The 19493-nt window shown below is 71.2% G+C and carries 19 protein-coding genes; 13 read left to right on the top strand and 6 right to left on the bottom strand.

The genetic code is table 11. The features are described 5' to 3' along the window. Positions 1–2: 2 nt before the first annotated feature. From ACQEU6_RS03040 to ACQEU6_RS02990, 11 genes are all read left to right on the top strand, one after another. Entirely contained in the window at positions 3–1334 is a 1332-nt protein-coding gene (locus ACQEU6_RS03040; RefSeq protein ID WP_499329038.1) for a TadA family conjugal transfer-associated ATPase, read from the top strand. Further along, positions 1331–2260: a type II secretion system F family protein gene (locus tag ACQEU6_RS03035; RefSeq protein ID WP_499329037.1), complete on the top strand. Its 930-nt coding sequence runs from the start codon at positions 1331–1333 to the stop codon at positions 2258–2260. Before ACQEU6_RS03040 ends, ACQEU6_RS03035 begins: the two co-directional genes overlap by 4 nt. Then, positions 2257–3144, top strand: coding sequence for a type II secretion system F family protein (locus ACQEU6_RS03030; RefSeq protein WP_499329036.1), 888 nt, complete (start codon positions 2257–2259; stop codon positions 3142–3144). The genes ACQEU6_RS03035 and ACQEU6_RS03030 overlap by 4 nt, the downstream gene beginning before the upstream one ends. After that, positions 3128–4372, top strand: coding sequence for a sensor histidine kinase (locus ACQEU6_RS03025; protein ID WP_499329035.1), 1245 nt, complete (start codon positions 3128–3130; stop codon positions 4370–4372). Before ACQEU6_RS03030 ends, ACQEU6_RS03025 begins: the two co-directional genes overlap by 17 nt. Position 4373: 1 nt before the next feature. After that, on the top strand, positions 4374–5054 hold the full coding sequence (locus tag ACQEU6_RS03020; RefSeq protein ID WP_499329034.1) for a response regulator: 681 nt from the start codon (positions 4374–4376) through the stop codon (positions 5052–5054). Between the two features lie 107 nt (positions 5055–5161). Further along, on the top strand, positions 5162–5404 hold the full coding sequence (locus ACQEU6_RS03015; protein ID WP_499329033.1) for a hypothetical protein: 243 nt from the start codon (positions 5162–5164) through the stop codon (positions 5402–5404). Positions 5405–5527: 123 nt separating this feature from the next. Continuing rightward, positions 5528–6940 carry a hypothetical protein gene (locus ACQEU6_RS03010; RefSeq protein WP_499329032.1) on the top strand — a complete coding sequence of 471 codons (1413 nt, stop codon included), beginning with the start codon at positions 5528–5530 and terminating at the stop codon, positions 6938–6940. Further along, positions 6937–7146: a hypothetical protein gene (locus ACQEU6_RS03005; protein WP_499329031.1), complete on the top strand. Its 210-nt coding sequence runs from the start codon at positions 6937–6939 to the stop codon at positions 7144–7146. The genes ACQEU6_RS03010 and ACQEU6_RS03005 overlap by 4 nt, the downstream gene beginning before the upstream one ends. A gap of 23 nt (positions 7147–7169) precedes the next feature. Next, complete coding sequence (locus ACQEU6_RS03000; protein ID WP_499329030.1) at positions 7170–8336, top strand: carbohydrate-binding protein; 1167 nt, start codon at positions 7170–7172, stop codon at positions 8334–8336. Positions 8337–8534: 198 nt separating this feature from the next. Further along, on the top strand, positions 8535–8861 hold the full coding sequence (locus ACQEU6_RS02995) for a DUF4190 domain-containing protein (protein ID WP_499329029.1): 327 nt from the start codon (positions 8535–8537) through the stop codon (positions 8859–8861). 240 nt (positions 8862–9101) lie between these two features. Then, positions 9102–10415 carry a PI-PLC domain-containing protein gene (locus ACQEU6_RS02990; RefSeq protein ID WP_499329028.1) on the top strand — a complete coding sequence of 438 codons (1314 nt, stop codon included), beginning with the start codon at positions 9102–9104 and terminating at the stop codon, positions 10413–10415. Between the two features lie 250 nt (positions 10416–10665). Here ACQEU6_RS02990 and ACQEU6_RS02985 read toward each other — a convergent pair whose 3' ends face one another. From ACQEU6_RS02985 to ACQEU6_RS02970, 4 genes are all read right to left on the bottom strand, one after another. Further along, positions 10666–11775, bottom strand: coding sequence for a UDP-N-acetylglucosamine--N-acetylmuramyl-(pentapeptide) pyrophosphoryl-undecaprenol N-acetylglucosamine transferase (locus ACQEU6_RS02985; RefSeq protein WP_499329027.1), 1110 nt, complete (start codon positions 11773–11775; stop codon positions 10666–10668). Between the two features lie 131 nt (positions 11776–11906). Next, complete coding sequence (gene vanX / locus ACQEU6_RS02980) at positions 11907–12515, bottom strand: D-Ala-D-Ala dipeptidase VanX (protein WP_499329026.1); 609 nt, start codon at positions 12513–12515, stop codon at positions 11907–11909. Continuing rightward, positions 12512–13552, bottom strand: a complete 1041-nt coding sequence (gene vanA / locus ACQEU6_RS02975) for a D-alanine--(R)-lactate ligase (RefSeq protein ID WP_499329025.1) — start codon at positions 13550–13552, stop codon at positions 12512–12514. Before vanA ends, vanX begins: the two co-directional genes overlap by 4 nt. Beyond that, positions 13545–14585 (bottom strand): D-isomer specific 2-hydroxyacid dehydrogenase family protein, encoded by a 1041-nt coding sequence (locus ACQEU6_RS02970; protein ID WP_499329024.1) that lies wholly within the window; start codon positions 14583–14585, stop codon positions 13545–13547. Before ACQEU6_RS02970 ends, vanA begins: the two co-directional genes overlap by 8 nt. Positions 14586–14932: 347 nt before the next feature. On the opposite strand from ACQEU6_RS02970, the gene ACQEU6_RS02965 reads away from it, so the two are divergent. Continuing rightward, positions 14933–16276 (top strand): UDP-N-acetylmuramoyl-tripeptide--D-alanyl-D-alanine ligase, encoded by a 1344-nt coding sequence (locus tag ACQEU6_RS02965; RefSeq protein WP_499329023.1) that lies wholly within the window; start codon positions 14933–14935, stop codon positions 16274–16276. Between the two features lie 159 nt (positions 16277–16435). Here ACQEU6_RS02965 and ACQEU6_RS02960 read toward each other — a convergent pair whose 3' ends face one another. Next, positions 16436–16951, bottom strand: a complete 516-nt coding sequence (locus tag ACQEU6_RS02960; protein WP_499329022.1) for a hypothetical protein — start codon at positions 16949–16951, stop codon at positions 16436–16438. 261 nt (positions 16952–17212) lie between these two features. Between ACQEU6_RS02960 and ACQEU6_RS02955 the strand changes: the two genes are divergently transcribed. Continuing rightward, the gene (locus ACQEU6_RS02955; protein WP_499329021.1) at positions 17213–17986 is read left to right on the top strand and encodes an ABC transporter permease; all 774 of its coding nucleotides are present in this window, start codon (positions 17213–17215) and stop codon (positions 17984–17986) included. A 50-nt stretch (positions 17987–18036) separates the two neighbouring features. On the opposite strand, the gene ACQEU6_RS02950 is transcribed toward ACQEU6_RS02955, so the two are convergent. Continuing rightward, positions 18037–19194: a serine hydrolase domain-containing protein gene (locus ACQEU6_RS02950; protein WP_499329020.1), complete on the bottom strand. Its 1158-nt coding sequence runs from the start codon at positions 19192–19194 to the stop codon at positions 18037–18039. Positions 19195–19493: the final 299 nt, after the last annotated feature.

The raw sequence follows: 19493 nt of genomic DNA, 5'->3' as shown, positions 1-19493 counted from the left end.
CGATGGCGCTGCGCAACAGGACGGGCGAACCCCATCAGAACGGGCACCGGATCAATCCGGGCTCGGTGTCGCGCTGGCGGCAGCGGCTCCTGGAGGAGGTCAGCCTCGACGAGCTGGCCGACCTCGACCTGGCCCAGCGCCGGGCCCGGCTGGAGAAGGTCACGGGCCACATCATCAGCCGCGACGGGCCGGTGCTGTCGGCCGGCGAGCGCGGCCAGATGATCCGCCGCGTGGTGGACGAGGCGCTCGGCCTCGGCGTGCTGGAACCGCTGCTGGCCGACCGCTCCATCACCGAGATCATGGTGAACGGCCCCGGCGACGTCTACGTCGAGCGCGGCGGGCGGCTGGAGCGCATCGACACCCGGTTCACCGACGAGGAGCAGCTCTACCAGACGATCGACCGGATCGTGGCCCAGGTGAACCGCCGGGTGGACGAGTCGTCGCCGATGGTGGACGCCCGGCTGCCGACCGGTGAGCGCGTGAACGTCATCATCCCGCCGCTGTCGCTGAGCGGCCCGGTGCTGACGATCCGCCGGTTCCCCCGCGCCTACATGGTGGACGAGCTGGTCGCGCAGGGCAGCATGGACCCGGCGACCGCGGTGCTGCTGGCCGCGCTGATCCGCGCCCGCGTCAACGTGGTGATCTCCGGCGGCACCGGCACGGGGAAGACGACGATGCTCAACGCCCTGTCGGCGTTCATCCCGGCCGAGGAGCGCATCGTCACCGTCGAGGACTCCGCGGAGCTCCAGCTCCAGCAGCAGCACGTGATCCGGCTGGAGTCCCGCCCGCCCAACATCGAGGGGCGCGGCCAGGTGACGATCCGCGACCTGGTCCGCAACGCGCTGCGCATGCGGCCCGACCGCATCATCGTCGGCGAGGTCAGGGGCGCGGAGACCCTGGACATGCTCCAGGCGATGAACACCGGCCACGAGGGGTCGATGGTGACCGTCCACGCCAACTCCGCCGAGGACGCCGTCCACCGGCTCCAGACCCTGGCCAGCATGAGCGACCTGCGCCTGCCGTTCGAGGCCGTGCGCGACCAGATCGTCCACGCCGTCGACGCCGTCGTCCACCTCAGCCGGGGGCCGGACGGCACCCGCCGGGTCTCCGAGGTCGCCGTCACGTCCCGGACCGACGGGGCCCAGACCGCCGTCCGGTTGCAGACCGTGTCCCGGTTCGCGGCCGAGCCGCTCGGCCCCGACCTGAGGGTGCGGGGCGAGCACCGGCGGCACGCGCTCCCCGCGCAGCTCGTCGAGCGGCTGCTGCTGGGCGGCGAGAGCGTCCCCGGCGGGTTCGACGACGCCGCCGCCCCGGTCAGGGAGGTGGGGGGATGAGCGTGACGCCCGCGCTGGTCCTGTGGCTGACGGCGGCGACCCTGGCCGTCGCCGTCCTCGGGATCATGCAGTTCCTGTCCGGCTGGGAGCGGCGCCGGGTCCTGACCGAGCGCTCGGTGACCGGCGACCGGCTGCTCGGCCGCGGCCCGCGCGAGGCGTTCGAGCGCTGGCTGCGCGCCACCGAGCCGGGCCGGGTCGTGGAGCGCCGCCTCACCGCGTCCGGGGTGCGGATGAGCGTGCTGACGTTCCTGACGCTGCTGACGCTCAGCACCGCGGCCGTGCTGGTGCTGATCGGCGCCTACCTCGCCCCGCTGTTCGGCGTCGCCGCCGGGGTCGGGGTCGCGCTCGCGTTCTTCGGCTTCCTGCGCCGCCGGGAGGACCGGCGGCGGGAGGAGTTCATCGCGCAGCTCCCCGAGCTGGCCCGGGTGCTGTCCAACGCCTCGTCGGCCGGGCTGGTGCTGCGCACCGCCATCGAGATGGCCGCCGAGGAGCTGGAGGACCCCGCCCGGTCCGAGCTGCGCATCACCTCGGCCGCGCTGCGGATCGGCAAGCCCATCGACGAGACGCTGCACGAGCTCGGCGAGCGGCTCCCCTCCCGCGAGCTGGCGGTGCTGGTCAGCACGCTGCTGGTGGCGGCCCGCTCCGGCGGCTCGCTGGTCACCGCGCTCCAGGGCATCGCCACCACGCTGGACGAGCGCAAGGAGACCCGGCGGGAGATCCGCACGATCCTGGGCGAGGCCGTCGTCAGCAACTGGGCCGTCGGCGTGCTCGGCATCGGCGCGCTGCTGCTCATCAACCTCATCCAGCCGGGCGTCCTGCGGGAGATGGCCGGGAGCACCGTCGGGCAGGCGATGCTGGGCGTCTCCCTCACCCTCTTCGTCACCGGACTGGTCATCATCCGGCGCATCACCAGGATCGACCTGTGAACCCCGCGGGCAGCGCCGTGCTGGCGGCCTGCTGCTTCCTGGCGGCGACGGCCGGGTACGCGATGCTGCGCTCCTCCGAGCGGGTGTCCGCCCCCGCGCCTCCGGCGGCGGCGCGGGGGGCCCGGCGGCGCGGGGTCGTCCCGCTCGGGAGCCTGGCCGATCTGCTCGGCCGGCCGTTCACGCCGCCGGCGCTCGCGGTGCTCGGCCGCTGGCGGATCGGCATCCGCAAGCGGATCGAGGCCGCCGGACGCCCCGGCGACATGACGCTGGAGGTCTACGCCCGGCAGACGGCCGGTTTCGCCGTCCTGTTCGGCCTCACCGCGACGATCCTGCTGCTGTCGGGCGTCGGGCCGCTCGGCCTGCTGCCGCTGCTCGGCGTGGGGCAGATCGAGCTGCTGCTGTACAGCCGGGTCCGCGCCCGGCGGGAGCAGATCGAACGCTCCCTGCCCGACTTCCTCGACGTGCTCGCCGTCACCGTCACCGCCGGGCTGAGCTTCCGGCTGGCGCTCGGCCGGGTGTCGAGCAGCATGCCGGGGCCGCTGGCCGACGAGTTCCAGATCGCGCTGCGCCAGATGGAGCTCGGCACGCCCCGCCGCGCGGCCTTCGAGGAGCTGCGCAGGCGCAACCGGTCGGCGTCGCTGCACCAGTTCATCACCGCGCTGCTCCAGTCGGAGGAGCTGGGCGCCCCGCTGTCGGCGGCGCTGGAGCAGATCAGCGCGGACATGCGGCGGCAGGCGGCGCAGTGGGCCAAGCGCAAGGCGCAGCGCAACACCCCGCGGATCACGGCGGTGACGACGACCCTGTCCCTGCCCGCGATCATGATCCTGGTCCTCGGCTCGATGCTCTTCACCGTGGGGGCGGACGTCGTTGCGGTACTTCGCTGAAGCCGGCGGGCCCCCTCCGGGCCCGGCCGCCGCTCCGGACGCCGCGGCCGACCGCGTCCCCGCCGGACGGGTCACCGCGACCTTCCGGCTGATCATGCACCTGCGGACGGCGCTGGCCGGGGTGTCGATGCTGCTGCTGCCCCGCGACCGGCTGACTCCCGGCGCCATCGCCCTGGTCACCTGCGTCGGGGTGGTCTCCTGGCTGGCCGCCCGGCACGCCGGGCGGATCGTCTCGCTGCTGGAACGGCACCCGCTGCTCGCCGCGCTGGACGCGGGCGTCCCGTTCGGCGTCCTGGCGCTGGGCGGGCCCCTCGGGCCGTTCTTCCTGTCCACCCTGCTCACGGCGCTGGTGGCCGGGCTGCTGTTCGACCGGGTGGGCGTGACGGCGCTGTCGGTCCTGCACGTCCTGTGCTACGTCGGCACGATCGCGTTCGTCCCGGAGGCCCAGCAGCACACGCTCGCGTCCTTCCAGGCGCTCGTCGGCCAGCCCGCCTGCTACCCGCTGGCCGCGTTCGCCGGCCGGGCGGTGCGGCGGATGCTGGAGGAGAACGCCGACGCCGACCGGGCGCGCGTCCGCGCCGAGGCCATCGCCGCGGCCGCGCAGGAGCGGCTCCGGCTGGCCCGCGACATGCACGACTCCGTCGGCAAGACGCTCGGCGGCGTCGCGCTGGCCGCCACCGCGCTGCCGGTGTGGCTGCGCCGCGACCCCGAACGCGCCGCCCGGGAGGCGCGCACGATCGCCGACAACGTCCGGGTGGCGGCGGTGGAGGCCCGCGAGCTCATCTCCGGGCTGCGCGACCCGGCGCTCGACCGGCCGCTCGCCGAGACCGTCGCGGCCCGGAGCGGGGCGTGGCGCGACCGGCACGAGGTCCGCCTGCGGTGCCGGATCGACCCCGCCGCGGACCTGTCCCCCAGCGGAAGGCGGGAGCTGCTCGCCATCCACGGGGAGGTGCTGGCGAACGTCGCCCGGCACGCGGCCGCCCGGTCGGTCAGCGTCCGGCTGGCCGTCGAGCCGGACGCCGTGGTGCTGTGCGTGTCCGACGACGGCCGCGGCTTCGCCCTGACCTCCGTCGAGGACCTGGCCCGGGAGGGCCACTACGGGCTGCTCGGCCTGCGCGAGCGCGCCGAGAGCGTCGGCGGCACCCTGTCGGTCGAGTCCCGGCCCGGCGTTGGCACGACCGTGACCGTCCGGGTCCGGTGCGCCGGAACGCTGCGAAAGGCGGGCTGACATGGCCGACTCGGCCGACCCGATCCCGCGGGCCGACGGCGGGGATCCGATCCGGGTCCTGGTCGCCGACGACAACCCGGTCGTCCGCTCCGGGCTGGCGTCACTGCTGGGGGCCGCCGGGATCACCGTCGTCGGGGAGGCGGCCGACGGGGAGCGGGCCGTCGCGCTCACCGAGCGGCTGCGGCCCGACCTGGTCCTGCTGGACGTCCGGATGCCGCTGCTGGACGGCATCGGCGCCGCCGGCCCGCTGGCCCGGATCAGCCGGGTGCTGATGCTGACCTACTCCGACGACCCCGAGACGGTGCGCGAGGCCGTGGCGAACGGCGCGGCCGGATACCTCGTGCACGGCACGTACGACCAGGACGATCTCGTCACGGCGGTCCGCGACGTCGTCGGGGGCGGCAACCCGCTGTCCCCGGCCGCGAGCGCCGCCCTGGTCGACGCCGTGCGGGTCGCGTACGCGGGCGACCCGATCGAACGGTTCGGGCTGTCGGCCCGCGAGATCGCGATCGTGGACCTGGTCGCGCGCGGGCTGTCCAACCGCGAGATCGCGGGCCGGCTGTTCCTCGCGGAGAAGACCGTCAAGAACCATCTCAACCGCGTCTATCCGAAGATCGGCGTCTCCTCCCGCAGCGGGGCCATCGCCCTGTGGCTGCGTCTGCGCCCGCCGCAGGACGACTGAGAATCCGGGCCCCGGCCCAACGGAAATAGGGACCATCAGCCCTGTGATCGAGGGCCGATGGTTTCTAGCGTATTGATTGCAGAACACGGCTTCTACTGGGAGGCGGAATGTATTCAGTTCGTCTGGTCCTGCTCATGCAAAATGGCGCCGACAAGGTCGGGAAGTGGTACGCCGACCGGGGTGAGGGGGAGCGCGGGGTGACCATCACCGAGTACGCGGCCCTGCTGGTCCTGGTCGGCGCCCTGGTGACCGCGCTCTACGCGGCGGGTCTGCTCAGCAAGTTCTCCAGCGCCGTGAGCAGCGCGATCAGCGCCATCTTCACGCCGTCGAGCGGCTCGACGACATCCTGAGGCACCGCGATGCGCCCCGACACTGACGAACGGGCGGGGCGAGGCGCCGTCGCCCCGGTGCGGCCGCCCGTCCCGGGTCGCGGCCGGCCGAGGCGGGCCACGCCCCGCCTCGGCCCTCCAGGAATGGTCACGCTCTACGCCGCGGTATGGATGGTGTTCGGCTGGGCCAACGGCCAGCGGCGGCTTGCCGACAGTTCCTTTCTGTGGCATCTGACGACGGGGCACTGGATTCTGGAGCACGGAATTCCGCGCTCGGACATCTATTCCTACACCGCGCCGGGGACGTCCTGGGTCGCCCAGTCCTGGCTCGCGGAGGTCTGCTACGCGCTGCTGGACGCGGCGGGCGGCCCGGTCGCCCTCCGGCTCTTCGGGGCCGCCGTCGGGCTGGCGATCGCGACGCTCTCGTACCGGCTCGCGCTGCGGCTGTCCGGCGACCGGCTCGCCGCCGCGCTGCTGCCCGCGTCCGGGCTGATCGCGGCCGGCCTGGTCTGGTCGGAGCGCCCGCTGCTGCTCGGCGTCCTGGCACTGCTGGTGCTGGTGTGGGTCGTGGACGTCCCCGACTCCCCGGTCGGGCGCCGCCCCCACCTGGCGGTCCCCGCGGTGATGTGGCTGTGGGCGAACGTGCACGGCAGCTTCGCGCTGGGATTCGGCTTCCTGGCCCTGCATCTGGCCGGCCGCTGGCTGGACGGCGCCCCGCCGTGGCGGGACCGCGAGCGGGCGCTGGCCCGCGCGGGACTGCTGGCGGGGGCGGTCTGCCTGGTCAACCCCTACGGCCCGGCACTGCTGTGGTTCCCGGTGGCGCTGCTGATGCGCGGCGACGTCCTGGCCTCGATCATCGAGTGGAAGTCCCCGGACCTGCGGACGCCGCAGGGCCTGATGTTCGCCCTGTTCCTCGCGACCGTGCTGGTGCTGCTGGCCCGCGCGCGGCGGCGGCCGTCCCGGCGGGACGTCCTGGTGCTGGTGCCCTTCCTCCTGCTGGCCCTGTGGGCGCAGCGCAACATCGCGGCCGCCCCGGTCGTCGCCCTGCCGATCGTCTCGCGCCTCGCCGCCCGCGACGCGCCGCGGCCGGACGCCCGGCGCCGCCCGCACTGGGTCCCGCTGGCGCTGGTCCTGGCGTTCGCGGTGTTCTGGACGGCCGACCGGCTGCCGCGCCCGGCGTTCGGGCACGACGTCACCGACTACCCGGTCGCGGCGATGCGCGCCGTGGAGCGGAACGGGCTGCTGGGCCGGCGGCTCCTCACCACCGACGTGTGGGCGGGCTACACGATCCACGAGTACTGGCCGCGCCAGCGCGTCTTCATCGACGACCGCTACGACATGTATCCCCGCCGGCTCATCAACGATTACCTGCGACTCCTCGGAGGCGAACCGTCATGGCGCAGCACCCTCGACCGCTACCGGGTGGAAGTGGTGGTCTGGCCCCGCGAACACGCGTTCGCGCAGATCCTCTCCGGCGACCCCCGCTGGAGGCTGGTGTACGCCGACACCGCCGCCGTGGTCTACACCCGCGCGGGAGCGGCCACGACCACGGGGTGACGACGGCCGGATACGGCGCCCTCCTGGTCGTGGTGGGCGGGCTGGTCGTGGCCCTGCTGACCGTCAACCTCCCCTGGGTGGTCGAGGCGCGCTCGTCGGTCGCGGTGTGCCGGATCTACCGCCTCGTCGGGCAGGACTGCACGCCGGGCGGGCCGCCGAAACCGGGCCCGAGCCTCCTCCAGTACGCGCAAAGCTGCCCTTCCTGACCGGAACGAAGGATCGGATCGCGATGAACTCGACGGGCACGGCGGCACGGCACGGGGAGCGCCCGCGCGCGCCGCGGCTGCGGAACCGGGCGCTCACCGCGGGGGTGCTCGCCACCATGGCCGCGGCGGGCCTGGTGGCGGTACCCCCGTTCGCCCGGGCGGACGACGACAACTCGGACGATTTCGCAAACTGGTGCAAGGACCACACGTCCGACTGCGACTACCCCGTCGCCCCCAAGACGGGCACGGACGACTTCGACCGGCTGCTGTTCGACATCTGCGACAAGAAGGGGGGCGGGGAGGCCGAACCGGCCAAGTACACCTGGCACCAGAAGGACAAGTTCCTGGGCGACTGGATGCTGTTCCAGCCCGTGAACGCGGACGGGTGCGAGTTCGTCCCGGACGGGGAGCCGATCATCACCGCCGGGAAGGACCCCAGGCCCTACCGCAACGACCGGAACCAGTTCACCCGCAACTGCGCCCAGACGGCCGACGCCATCGTCACCACGCAGTACCAGGACACCGAAGTCAAGCTGTACACCGTCGGCACCAGCGTCTCGGTAGGCGGCAAGGCCGGTCTGTTCGGCCTGGCCGAGGTCGAGTGGAAGGTCGAGTTCAACTTCTCGTACCAGTGGGGCACCTGGACCTGGAAGGGGCAGAGCTTCGCGGTCCCGCCCGGCTACGTCGGCTGGCTGGAGAGCACCGAGGACTGGGGCGTCATGAAGGGGCGCTACAAGCTGAACTTCCCGCACCCCTTGCGCGGCCACTACTACTGGTACACGCCCTCGGTCACCATCGAGGCCCCGCTCAAGGGGACCGGCACCACCAACTACCAGGTCCGGCCCATGACGGACGAAGAGATCAAGAAGATGTGCCCGCACTGGGACTGGGACGGGTGGGACCCTCGCGACGACCCGAGCGGCAACGGCGGCTCCCCGCCCACCTGCACGTCCGGCTCCCCGAGCGGTCCGAGCGGGCAGCCGAGCTCGACCGGCCCGTCCGGGACGACCGGCCCGAGCCCGACGGACAGCGGGACCTCCAAGCCGCCCGAGTGGGCGGCCGGTCAGGACTACGAACTCGGCGATCGGGTCACCTACGGCGGCCACGTCTACCAGTGCCTGCGCGCCCACGTCTCCGACGCCGGCTGGACCCCCGACCGCACCCCCGAACTCTGGCGCCGCCTCAACTGACCGAGGGGACGAGGAGCGAGCCGCAATAGACCCGATCCAAAAAGCCCGTTGACCCGGAAATGGTTCTCTAGGGGTTCGCCTCGCCTCTTGAAAGAGCCGTCACGATTCACTTCACGGACCCTTTCACGAGCGGGACATGGCCGGTTCAGGCCATCCCCAAAGGGCGCGGGCGGCCGGATACGATCTAGATTGTCGCCCGTGACCCACTCCCCCGCGCCGCGTCCCCCGCACCCGCCGCCCGCACGTAACGGCATGGCCACCGCAGCACTTGTCCTGGGCATCTTCGGCTTCTTCACCTGCGGGTTCACATCGCTGTTCGCGGTGGTGCTCGGACACATCGCCGACGGACAGATCCGCAAGACCGGCCAATTCGGACGAGGCTCGGCGCTGGCCGGAGCAGTGCTGGGCTGGCTGGTGATCCTGGCGGTCCCGTTCATGTTCGTCACCTTCATGGTCGTCGACCCGTATTCAGCCCAGCGGTTCGCCAACGGCCTGGTGAAATTCCTCTCCGCATTGGCGAACTAGCCCTCCGATCCTTCGTATCCGGTGCCGGCGACCTGCTCTCGGCGGACCGCCTGGTTCGCGGGGTGGACGCTATGTCAAACAACCGTGGAGCTTTCGCCAAAGGCATGGCGGCCGATCCGGCGGCAGGCTGAAAGCTCACCGTGCAAGCGGTGGCCGATTCAGCCTCTCCGCCCCCCGCGAAGCCCACCGCTCGCTTCTTCCGTCTTCCGCCAGGGGGCGTCGGCTCTGTGAAGGAGGATCGTGAGCGGCAAAGGCGATCGCGGTAGGAGCGCCATCAGCTGCGCGGCCCTGATCGTGCTCATCGGCGCGGTCTTCGCCGTGGTGTCGACCGGCGACATCCCCGGCAAGGTCGCCAAGAACTGCGAGGGCGCCCTCTGCCGGCTGTCGGGGGGCGACTGCCCGAACACTTCGCCGCAGGCTCAGGCCCGCACCCTCGGCGACACCAGGCCGGTCTCCCTCCTGGAGGAGAATCCGGATGCCATGGGCGGCGTGGGCGGCCTCTTCCCGCGCGAGCCGATCCCCAAGCCGACCTGCAATCCCGACCCCAAGGCGAAATGGGCGGAGGGACTGCACGCGCACAACGACTACTCGAACGGCCGGCCCCTCCTGGACGCCCTGGACAACGGCGCGACCAGCGTCGAGGTCGACCTGTTCCTCGGCGCGGACGGCGCACTCTACGCCAAGCACGACTACGAAGAGGCGAAGGGCGTGATGTTCAAGGAAAGCTATGTCGACAAGCTCATGAAGCGCGCCGAGGAGAACGACGGCCAGATCTACCCGGGGCGCGACCCGAAAAAGCCTTTCCAGGTCATTGTCGAACTCAAGGAACCCAACATGCAGGAGGGGGAGATCCCCAGATGGGTCGTGGACGACAAGACCAAGGAATCTTACCTGTACTCCAAGCGAGTCGATGCATACTGGGCCGTCATCAGGCAGACCAGGGAACTGCGGACCATGTACCCGAACGTGCAGGTGGTCTTCAGCGGAGGAGCGCCCCGTGATCTGGTCGGCAAACCCGATCCGCTGAGTTGGGAGGTTCCGCGGAACGTCGTGTACGACATCTCCCCCGGAGATGACTGCAGCCTGCCGCCCGAGGTCGATCCGTATGCCCTGCGGCAGCCCACTGACGTGCAGTACGACCTGGAATACGCCGAGAACTTCGTGATGTTGAACGGCAACTGGGACGATTGCGGCGACCGCGACCACGACGGCGAGATCAGCCGTGAAGAGCAGCAGAAGCTGAACGACATCGTCCAGAGAGCGCACAATGCCGGACTCAAGGTGCGCCTCTATGACGGTCCCGACGGCAGGGTCCGCGCCAACGGCACTCTCCCCGGACTCTTCACCCCGTGCCACTTCTCGTCTTGCAGCGAGGCCGCCAAATGGGCGGCCTGGAAATCCCGGCAGCAGGCAGGCGTCGACTACCTCAACACCAACCATCTCACCAACGGGAGAGACTGGATCCGCTACTGCGGCTTGAAACCGGAGTCACCCGGGGCGTACACGGGTCCGCTGCCCCAGCCGTCACCCGCGCCGTCGCCCTACCGCCTCTGAAAGAGCACGACCATGAGCCTGCTCAGGCGCACGCACTGCGGCGTCGGATCGTGCTACGCGTGCGGAGCCGGCCAGGCCACCCGTTCACGGTGTGGCCTGGCCGGTTCGAGCGAGGCGCCCCTCGCCTCACCTGGGGCAGGGCGTCCCGCCACTCGCCTGGGAGAGCGATCGGGACCGGGCACCGCCGAAGCGGAGGTCGTGTCCGACGCCCGCCCCACGCATGGCTGCCCTGCCGGCGGCGAGGTCGTCCTCACGAGGCGGACCTGCGCCGCTCGGCGACCGCGGTGAGCACGTGCCGGGCCAGGACGCCGCCCGCGTCGGGTGCGCCGGTCGCCGACGCGCGCGCCGACATCGCCGCGATCCGCCCGGGATCGACGAGTATCGGGATCAGGGTGGTCTCGATCCAGGCCGGTTCGAGGTCGGCGTCGTCGACGAGCAGTCCCCCGCCGGCCTCGACGACCGGCTCGGCGTTCAGCCGCTGCTCTCCGCCGCGCAGCGGCAGCGGCACGTACGCGGCCGGCAGGCCGACGGCGGCCAGTTCGGCGCACGTCATCGCCCCCGAGCGGCAGATCACGAAGTCGGCCGCGGCGTAGGCGGAGTGCATCTCGTCGACGTACTGAGCGACGACGTAGGGCGGGTCGGCGGGGTCGCCGTCCGGCACCTCGACCGCGTGCCGCGGCCCGGTGATGTGCAGCACCTGCACGTCGGCCGCGCGCAGCGCCGCCGCCGCTCCGGACACCGCGGCGTTGATCGTCTGAGCGCCCTGCGAGCCACCGGTGACCATCAGCACCGGCCCGCCGGGGTCCAGGCCGAACCGCTGCCGGGCCGCGTCGCGCAGCGCCGGACGGTCGAGCCCGATGATCGCCGGCCGCAGCGGGATCCCGATGGCGGCGGCGTGAGCCAGCCGGACGCTCGGCGCGGCGGTGAACACCCGCGTCGTCATCCGGGCCGCCAGCCGGTTGGCCACTCCGGGCCGGGCGTTCGCCTCGTGGACGACGATCGGCAGGCCCTGCCGGCGGGCGGCGAGATAGGCCGGCATGGCCACGTAGCCGCCGAAGCCCACCACGACCTCGGCCCGCACGCGGTCGAGCACGGCCTCGGCCGCCCGCACGGAATCGCGCAACCGGCCCGGCGTTCGCAGCAGGGCCCCGTTCAGTCTGCGCGGCAGCGGCGCCGGCGGGATGAGTTCGAGCGGGTAGCCGCGGGCCGGGATGAGCATGCTGTCCAGTCCGCGGACGGTGCCGAGAGCGGTGATCTCCGCCGCGGGCTCCATCCGGCACAGCGCGTCGGCGAAGTTCATCATGGGCTCGATGTGCCCGGCCGAATGGCCCCCGGCGACAACGACGCGCGGTGCCGTCACCGCTGCCGCCACAGTGATCGTGACGGAGCGGAGGTCGGCACACTTCCGGAGACGACCGCTTCCGTACCGGAGACGCCAGTCAGAACAGGTTTCTGACGCGACATTCTCGTTCCTCTCTTGGGTCGACTCGGTTAGGCGATCGGGAAATCGAAGTACGTGTCCGGGTAAGGCTCGTCATGCAGGGTGTAGTGCCACCACTCGGAGTCGTACCGATCGAAGCCGCAGTCCTCCATGACGGAGCAGAGATACCGGCGGTTCATCGCTTCGACGGGTGTGATTCCTCGTGCTCCGTGATGCGAGATCGGATCCATCAGATCATGGTCGCCTCCCATGGGGGCGAGGTCACCGGTCGCCAGGTGGTAGAGCGTCAGGTCGACGGTGCTGCCTCGACTGTGGCCCGATCTGGTGGCCACATATCCCTTTGCGAACATCTCGGGCCGGTCGATGTTCGGGTAGTGCCGCTCCTTCTTCCGTCCGTCCTCCAACTGTTCCGACCAGGACAGGAAACGCTCCACGGCGCGTTGCGGGCGATACCCGTCCCAGAGAAGCAACCCGAAGCCGAGGGACGCGGCCGCCTTCTGCGCCCTTTCCAGGGCCGCACACAGATCCCTCGTGCCGACGATCCGATTGGCCACATAGCCGTTCACGGGCCTGCCGGTGAAGTTGTCCCAGGTGGCATATTTGGCATCCCAGCGTATTCCTGGCACATGCTCGTCCACGAAGACGAAGTCGTCTCTCAACGGGTGTTTCCTTCCAATGCCAGGGACACGCATCGGTCGATCACTTCGGAGAGCGACACCCCCGCGGCCGCCATCATTCTCGGGTAGCGGCTGTACGAGGTCATGCCGGGAAATGTGTTGACCTCGTTGAGGACCACCGTCCCGTCCGCCTTCAGGAACATGTCGACTCGCGCCAGCCCCCTGCATCCCAGAGCGCGGTATATGGCCCTCGCCGTCTCCCGGACGAGCGAGCGCGACTCCGCCGGGATATCGGCGGGAACGACGGGCGTCGAGTTCTCGGATCCGCTTTCGGGAGCACTCTCCTGGTGGATTCTGAAGAAGCCGTGGGACAGGGAGATCCGATCCACCTCGCCCGCGAACAGATGCGGCTCGTTCCCCAGGACGGCACATCCGACCTCGCTGCCGAGGACGGCTTCTTCGATCAGCACCTTCGAGTCGTACTGCCGTGCGGTCTCCACCGCGCTCAGCAGATCCTCTTCGCGGGATACCTTGCTGACGCCGAACGATGACCCCGAACGGGCCGGCTTCACGAAGACGGGATAGGTGAGCCGGCCGGGATCGGGAATCTCGTCCGCCGTGACGACCCAGAAGTTCGGCGTCGCGATTCCCGCGCCTGCGGCGACGGTGTACGCGAGGGCCTTGTCCATGCACAGGGCGGAACTCTGGACATCGCAGCCGACGTAGGGGATGCCGGAGAGCTCCAACAGCCCCTGCATCGCGCCGTCCTCGCCGAGCTTGCCGTGCAGGACGGGCAGCACCAGGTCCAGACCGATCATTTCGTATTTTCCCTGTTCCAGAACGAGCAGGCCGCGGACGCTCCTGTCCGGGGACAGCATCGCCGGACGGTGAGCACCGTCCTGCCAGTCCGGGTCGGGGCCGTCACAGAGCCTCCACGCACCGCTCCGCGTGATCCCGATCCAGAACGGCACGTACTCTTCGGCGTCGAGGTTCTTCGCGATCTCCTGTGCGGACTTGAGGGAGACGGGGTGCTCTTCGGAAGACCCGCCGAAGATGATTCCGACCTTCAACTTACCCATGCTGCTTCCCGTCTTCGAAGTTCTTGCAATTGATGAGGCTGTTCTCAACGATGTCGGCCAGGGCGCGCTCCGTGTAGTAAGCGGTGTGCGGACTGACGAGGACGTTGGGCAGTTGCTGCAGGCGCAGAAGCGCCTTGCCTTCAAATGGCTTGTCCCTGCGGTCGGCGTAGAATATTCCCTCCTCCCCTTCGACGACGTCCAGTGCCGCGCCGGCCAGCCACCCGTTCTCCAGTGCCAGAACGAGGGCCTCGGTGTCGAGCAGCGAACCGCGCCCAGTATTGATGACGATCGCACCGCGTTTCAGTTGCGCGATACGTTGACGGTTCAGGAGATGGCGCGTGTCCGCGGTAAGGGGTGTATGAAGCGTGATGACGTCGCTCAGCCGGAGCAGTTCGTCGAGAGGAACATAGTCGGCGGTGGTCTTCGGGTGATGGTCATGGGCCAGCGTCCGGCAGCCGAAGCCCTGCAGCCTGTCCATGACCGCTGCGCCGATGCGCCCTGTCCCGACCACGCCGACGGTCAGATCCCGCAGTTCCCTCCCGGGCGCGTCACCCAGCCTGTAGTCGTGAGCATCGGCACGGCGGATGATGGTTTTGGCGTTGCGCAACGCCATCAGCATCAACATCAACGTGTAGTCGGCCACACTGCCGGGCGAATAGGCGACACATCCGACGGTGATGCCGGCACTCTCGGCGCATCTCACGTCGATATGGTCGCGTCCGATGCTTCTCGTGCAGATGTACTCCACACCGGCTCGGCCGAGGGCGAGGAGCGTGGAGTCCGCGATGCGAGCCTTGTGGCCGACGCTGATGCATCGGTTGCCAAGCGCCAGATCGATGTTGGCCTCGGACACCGCCCCCTCTGTGATGGTCGGCTTCACACCAAAGCGAGGCGCCATCTCTCGGAACAAGGCGGCCTCGTCATCCCCGCATCCGTAAATCGTGATTCCCGTTTCCGGGACGGTCGAGGAGGACGCGGGCACCACCGCTCCGGTGCGGCGGGCCGCCGTTCCCGCCGGCTGGCTGTAGCTCATGCCCCCCAGTCAAGAGAGCGTGCCGTTACAAGAACGTATGCGTTTTTCGATATGCCGGCGATACGTGGAAGCAGGACGCGGCCTGCGGCGCCGTTCGCAGATGCGCGGCTCCCGAATTCCGCGACCGGCGTCGAGCCCAAGGCGCACGCCCCGCTTCATACTTGCCGGTAATGTATCGTCGGCATATCGGAAAACGCATACGTGCCGGCAACGCCGCGGTCCCTTGAATGGGGCATGCCCCACAGCGAACCGGTCTCCCTCGGCCTGCGCCCCGTCGGCCGGCTCCCGCGCGCCGTCACGTCGATCGGCCGGCCGTCGCCGCGCACCGACGGCCCCCGAGCCCGGTCGTGATCCCGCTCAGCCTCGGCGAGATCGCCGCGATCGTCGGCGGCACGGTCAAGGGCGACGACGCCGTGACGGTGACCGCGCCGGCCGTGCTCGACGGCCGGAAGGCCGAGCCGGGCGGCCTCTTCGTCGCCTTCGCCGGCGAACACGCCGACGGCCACGACTTCTCCGGCCAGGCCGGGCGGGCGGGCGCCGTGGCCGTTCTCGGCTCCCGGCCCACACCGCTGCCCACCGTCATCGTCGAGGACGCCCAAGCCGCGCTGCAGGCGCTCGCCGCCCACGTCGCGGCCCGTCTGCGCGACGAACTGACCGTCGTCGCGCTGACCGGCTCCCAGGGGAAGACCAGCACCAAGGACCTGTCGGCGGCCGTGCTCTCGAGCGCCGCGCCGACGACCGCCACGATCGGCTCGCTCAACAACGAGCTCGGCGTGCCGCTCACCATGCTGCGCGCCGGCGCGTCCACCCGATGCCTCGTCCTGGAGATGGGAGCCCGCCACATCGGCGACATCGCCGAGCTCACCGGCCTGATCGCGCCCGACGTCGCCGTCGTCCTCAACGTCGGCCAGACCCACCTCGGCGAGTTCGGGTCCCGCGGGGCCATCGCCAAGGCCAAGGGCGAGCTGGTGCGGGGGCTGGCGCCCGCCGGCACCGCCGTCCTCAACGCCGACGACCCCCGCGTGATCGCGATGCGCGCGCTCACCGAAGGCCCGGTTCTGACCTTCGGCCGGGCCGAGCACGCCGACGTGCGGGTGCTCGACCTGGAGCTGGACCGGCTCGGCCGGCCGTCCTTCACGCTGCGGACCGCCGCCGGCTCGGCCGCCGTCACGCTCCCCCTCGTGGGCGCCCACCAGGCGCTCAACGCCTCAGCCGCCGCGGCCGCGGGGCTGGCGGCCGGGGTACCCGTCGACGTGGCCGCGGCGGCGCTGGCCACGGCCTCGCTGTCGAAATGGCGCATGGAGCCGCGCGGCCTCGCCGGCGGCGCGACGCTGCTCGACGACTCCTACAACGCCAACCCCGACTCGACGCGGGCGGCCCTGGACGCGCTGGCGGCGGTCGCGGGCGGGCGCCGCATCGCCGTCCTCGGCGAGAAGCTCGAACTGGGCGACGAAAGCGAGGCCGAGCACCGCGCCATCGGGAGGTACGCCGCGTCCAAGGCCGACGTGGTGGCCGCGGTCGGCGAGGCCGCGTGGCCGCTGGCCGCGGGCGCGGGAGAGCGAGCGGTGGCGCTGGCCGACAACGACGCGGCCGTCGACTGGCTGCGCGGCCATCTCACCGCCGGCGACGTGGTGCTCGTCAAGGCGTCCCGCGGGGCGCGCCTCGACGAGGTCGCCGCCGCACTCGCATAGTCCGGAGCTACGAGCCGGCTGCGGCAGACCGCGCGCCGCCGCTGCGCCGACACGCGAGCGATCGACCTCCCCCGGGCCTCTGCGGGCGCGTTCGGGGCGTCTTGGCGGAGACGACTGGGAGCTCGGCTCTCGTGCCCGACCGCGGGGCTCCGGGGAACATCAGTTGAAGCAGTCCTGGACCTTCAGGTTCAGCGTCATCATGGCGACATGGCCGCGTTCCATCTGGAACTGGTAGAACGCGCGCTGGTTATGAGGGGCGGTGACGCCCCAGAAGCCGTGGAAGTCGCGCCGGACCCCCGGGTAGGCGCGCTTGACCTCACGGCGGGTGGAGCCGATGCGGACGCCGCGCGGGGTGCGGGTGCCGCGAGGCGGCTGGATCATCGCGACCCCGTACTTCTTGGAGATGTAGACCGACAAGTCGTTCCGGCCCGTGGGGTGGCCCTTCAGGTCGAAACCGTCGCACCACCGCCCTGGGGCCTTGCGGACCAGCATTCCGGTGCGAAGGGCCTCCCGCTCGGAGCCGCCGATCTTCAGAGCCCCGTAACCCTGGGGAGCGAGCTGGACGGGTTCGGCGCCCGTGAGCGTTCCGCCGGTCCCGGCCGCAGCGGGAGCGGCTGTGAGAGCGAAGCCGAGAGCGGAAGCCGTGCCGATCAGAGCCGTAGTGGAGATGCGCATGAGTTCTCCTGTTCACGAGTGGTGCCTGGGGCGTCGCGGTCGCCCCGTTCCTGCCCACTCCGTGTTCGCGTCACTACAATCCGTGACGGCGTTCGAGCGTGCCGAGCGGTGAGACCTGTGTGACTGATGGGTCAGGCCGGGTCGAAGCCTCGACCTTCGTCAGAGCGACTATCAAGAAACCCTGGCCGGCGGCATGCCTCTCGTTGGTCCGGTCGGGGCTGGACCCGCGGGCCGCGGGGTGCGTCCCGTACTCTGCGCGGAGTGATCCAAGATGCGCGGGCGGCGTCGCCGGGCGCGAGCCTGCTGCCGGTCGACTTCGCCCTCGGCGCGGCCATGGTGGTGCTGCTGGCGGTCGCGGTGGCGGTCTGCCACTTCGGCCGTCTCGGTCATACTCGCGCCGTCCTGCTGGCCGGGCTCCGCGCCGCCGTCCAACTCGCGGCCGTCTCACTGGTCATCGGCGCGGTCGTGCGGTACGTGCCGCTGTTCACCCTGTTCGTCCTTCTCATGTACGCGGTGGCGGTGCGCACCAGCGGCCGCCGGCTCACCAAGGGACCCACCTGGTGGTGGACGGCACTGCCCATCGGCGCGGGCGTGGCCCCCGTCCTGGTCCTCATGCTGGCCACCGGGCTGCTGCCGGCCCGAGGCATCAGCGTGATCCCCATCGCCGGCATCCTCATCGGCGGCGCGCTCACCGCCACGTACCTGTCCGGCCGCCGCGCCCTGGACGAGCTCGCCCAGCGGTTCGGGGAGGTCGAGGCCGCGCTTTCACTCGGCCTGCTCGATCGTGACGCGCGCCTGCTCATCGCCCGGGACAAGGCCGCCACCGCGCTCGTCCCCGCGATCGACCAGACGCGCACCGTCGGCCTGGTCACCCTGCCCGGCGCGTTCGTCGGGATGCTGCTCGGCGGCGCTTCCCCCGTCGCCGCGGGGGCGGTCCAGATGTTCGTCCTGATCGCGCTGCTGGCCGTCGAGTCGATCGCCGCCTTTCTCACCCTCGAACTGGTGGCACGGGGCATCGTCGTCGACGACCGGTGACGCGTCGCGGACCCGCCGGGCTCCCGGCTCGCCGGGGTGCGGTGCGGCGGTCAGCAGAACACCTTTCCCGCAAAGGCGTAGAGCTCGTCGGCCGAGGGCGGCGAGGAGCCGAGGTTGACCGACAGGTCCATCTGCCGCCCGTCGTCGGAGCGGAGCGCGTAGGTGGTGTAGCCGATGAGCTGGCCGCTGTGCCCGACCATGCGCTTGCCGCAGGGCAGCGCGTACTCCTGGAGCCCGAGCCCGTAGGCGAACCCGGCGCCGGTGGGCCGCACGGCGCGCATCGCGGCGAGCGCCGAAGGTGACAGCAGCCGGCCGCCGAGCAGCCCGTCGAGGAAGCGGCCGAGGTCACGGGTGGTGGAGATCATCTCGCCCGCCGCCCAGTCGAGGGAGGGGTTCATGCGCGTGGCGTCCACGGTCCGCCCGTCCGGCAGCAGCGCGTAGCCGTGTGCGTGCGGGCGGGGAAGCCCGGGCCGGTCGCCGGGAACGATCGTCTGCGTCAGCCGGAGCGGACGCAGCACACGCCGTTCCACCTCCTCCCCGTACGGTCGCCCGGTCAGCCGCTCGATCAGCTTCCCCACGACCACGTAGTTGGTGTTGGAGTACTTCCAGGTGACGTCCGGGGGGTTCTGGGCGGGGGTGCGGAACGCCTGCGCGAGGAGCCGGTCGGGCTTGTAACCGCGGAACCGCCGCGCCCCGCGCCACCGGTTGGTGGACCATCCCGGGTCGCTCATGTAGTCGCGGAGCAGGCTGGTGTGCTGGAGGACCTGCCGCACCGTGACGCGCTCGCCGTCCGGGACCACGCCGGGCAGGTGCTCGGCCACAGGGTCGTCGAGCCGCAGCCGCTCCTCGTCGACGAGTTGCAGCAGGACGGTCGCCGCGAACGTCTTCGTGACGCTACCGATCCGGAAGTACCCGGACGGATCGGCCGGCCGTCCCGTCCGGACGTCGGACACGCCCGCCGCGCCGGACCACTCGCCACCGCCCGCGGTCCGCACACGGAGCAGGACGGCCGTGGCCGCCTTGGTTCTCACCAGATCGTCCAACATCTCCTGGAAGCCGTCCTGGGACGAACGGGTCCGGTCCGACCGCGGCTGCGCCGTCCGCGCGTCGGGAGCGGCGAGGACGACCGTGGCCGCCGCAGAGGCCGCCGCAGAGGCCGCCACCGCACCGGACACCGCGAACGCCGTCCACCGGGAAAATTTGATCATGGGTGGACGCTACGGAGCCGGACCTCCCGCCGCCCATGCGGACGGCCACCCGGCCTCCTGCGGAAAACCGCACTCGCTCCCCTGCGGTCTCCTTAGGAGGCAGGGTGTGTCAGCGAGCTTCAGGGGAGATCAGGGCCGTGGCGGACCCCCAGAGTCGACGGCCTGCGGTGAGGTCGGCGCCGGCGGAAGAATTCTGTCGATCACTTCGGCCGGGAGCGATGAGTCGAGCCGATGCCGCCGGTACATACGGGTGAGCATCGACCGAGGGGACACCCATCATGAGCGTCATCGTCATTCAG

Origin of the sequence: Spirillospora sp. CA-108201 (genome assembly GCF_050936235.1) — a bacterium.
Taxonomy (GTDB): Bacteria; Actinomycetota; Actinomycetes; order Streptosporangiales; family Streptosporangiaceae; genus Spirillospora.
This window is presented reverse-complemented; position numbering and strand designations above follow the sequence as displayed.

Excerpts from the sequence above, each read along its gene's own strand:
- ACQEU6_RS02960 (WP_499329022.1), bottom strand. The coding sequence starts at position 16,951 with ATGCGCATCTCCACTACGGCTCTGATCGGCACGGCTTCCGCTCTCGGC.
- ACQEU6_RS03015 (WP_499329033.1), top strand. The coding sequence starts at position 5,162 with ATGTATTCAGTTCGTCTGGTCCTGCTCATGCAAAATGGCGCCGACAAG.
- ACQEU6_RS03040 (WP_499329038.1), top strand. The coding sequence starts at position 3 with ATGGCGCTGCGCAACAGGACGGGCGAACCCCATCAGAACGGGCACCGG.
- ACQEU6_RS03010 (WP_499329032.1), top strand. The coding sequence starts at position 5,528 with ATGGTCACGCTCTACGCCGCGGTATGGATGGTGTTCGGCTGGGCCAAC.
- ACQEU6_RS03020 (WP_499329034.1), top strand. The coding sequence starts at position 4,374 with ATGGCCGACTCGGCCGACCCGATCCCGCGGGCCGACGGCGGGGATCCG.
- ACQEU6_RS02970 (WP_499329024.1), bottom strand. The coding sequence starts at position 14,585 with ATGAGCTACAGCCAGCCGGCGGGAACGGCGGCCCGCCGCACCGGAGCG.
- vanA (WP_499329025.1), bottom strand. The coding sequence starts at position 13,552 with ATGGGTAAGTTGAAGGTCGGAATCATCTTCGGCGGGTCTTCCGAAGAG.
- ACQEU6_RS03000 (WP_499329030.1), top strand. The coding sequence starts at position 7,170 with ATGAACTCGACGGGCACGGCGGCACGGCACGGGGAGCGCCCGCGCGCG.
- ACQEU6_RS03035 (WP_499329037.1), top strand. The coding sequence starts at position 1,331 with ATGAGCGTGACGCCCGCGCTGGTCCTGTGGCTGACGGCGGCGACCCTG.
- ACQEU6_RS02950 (WP_499329020.1), bottom strand. The coding sequence starts at position 19,194 with ATGATCAAATTTTCCCGGTGGACGGCGTTCGCGGTGTCCGGTGCGGTG.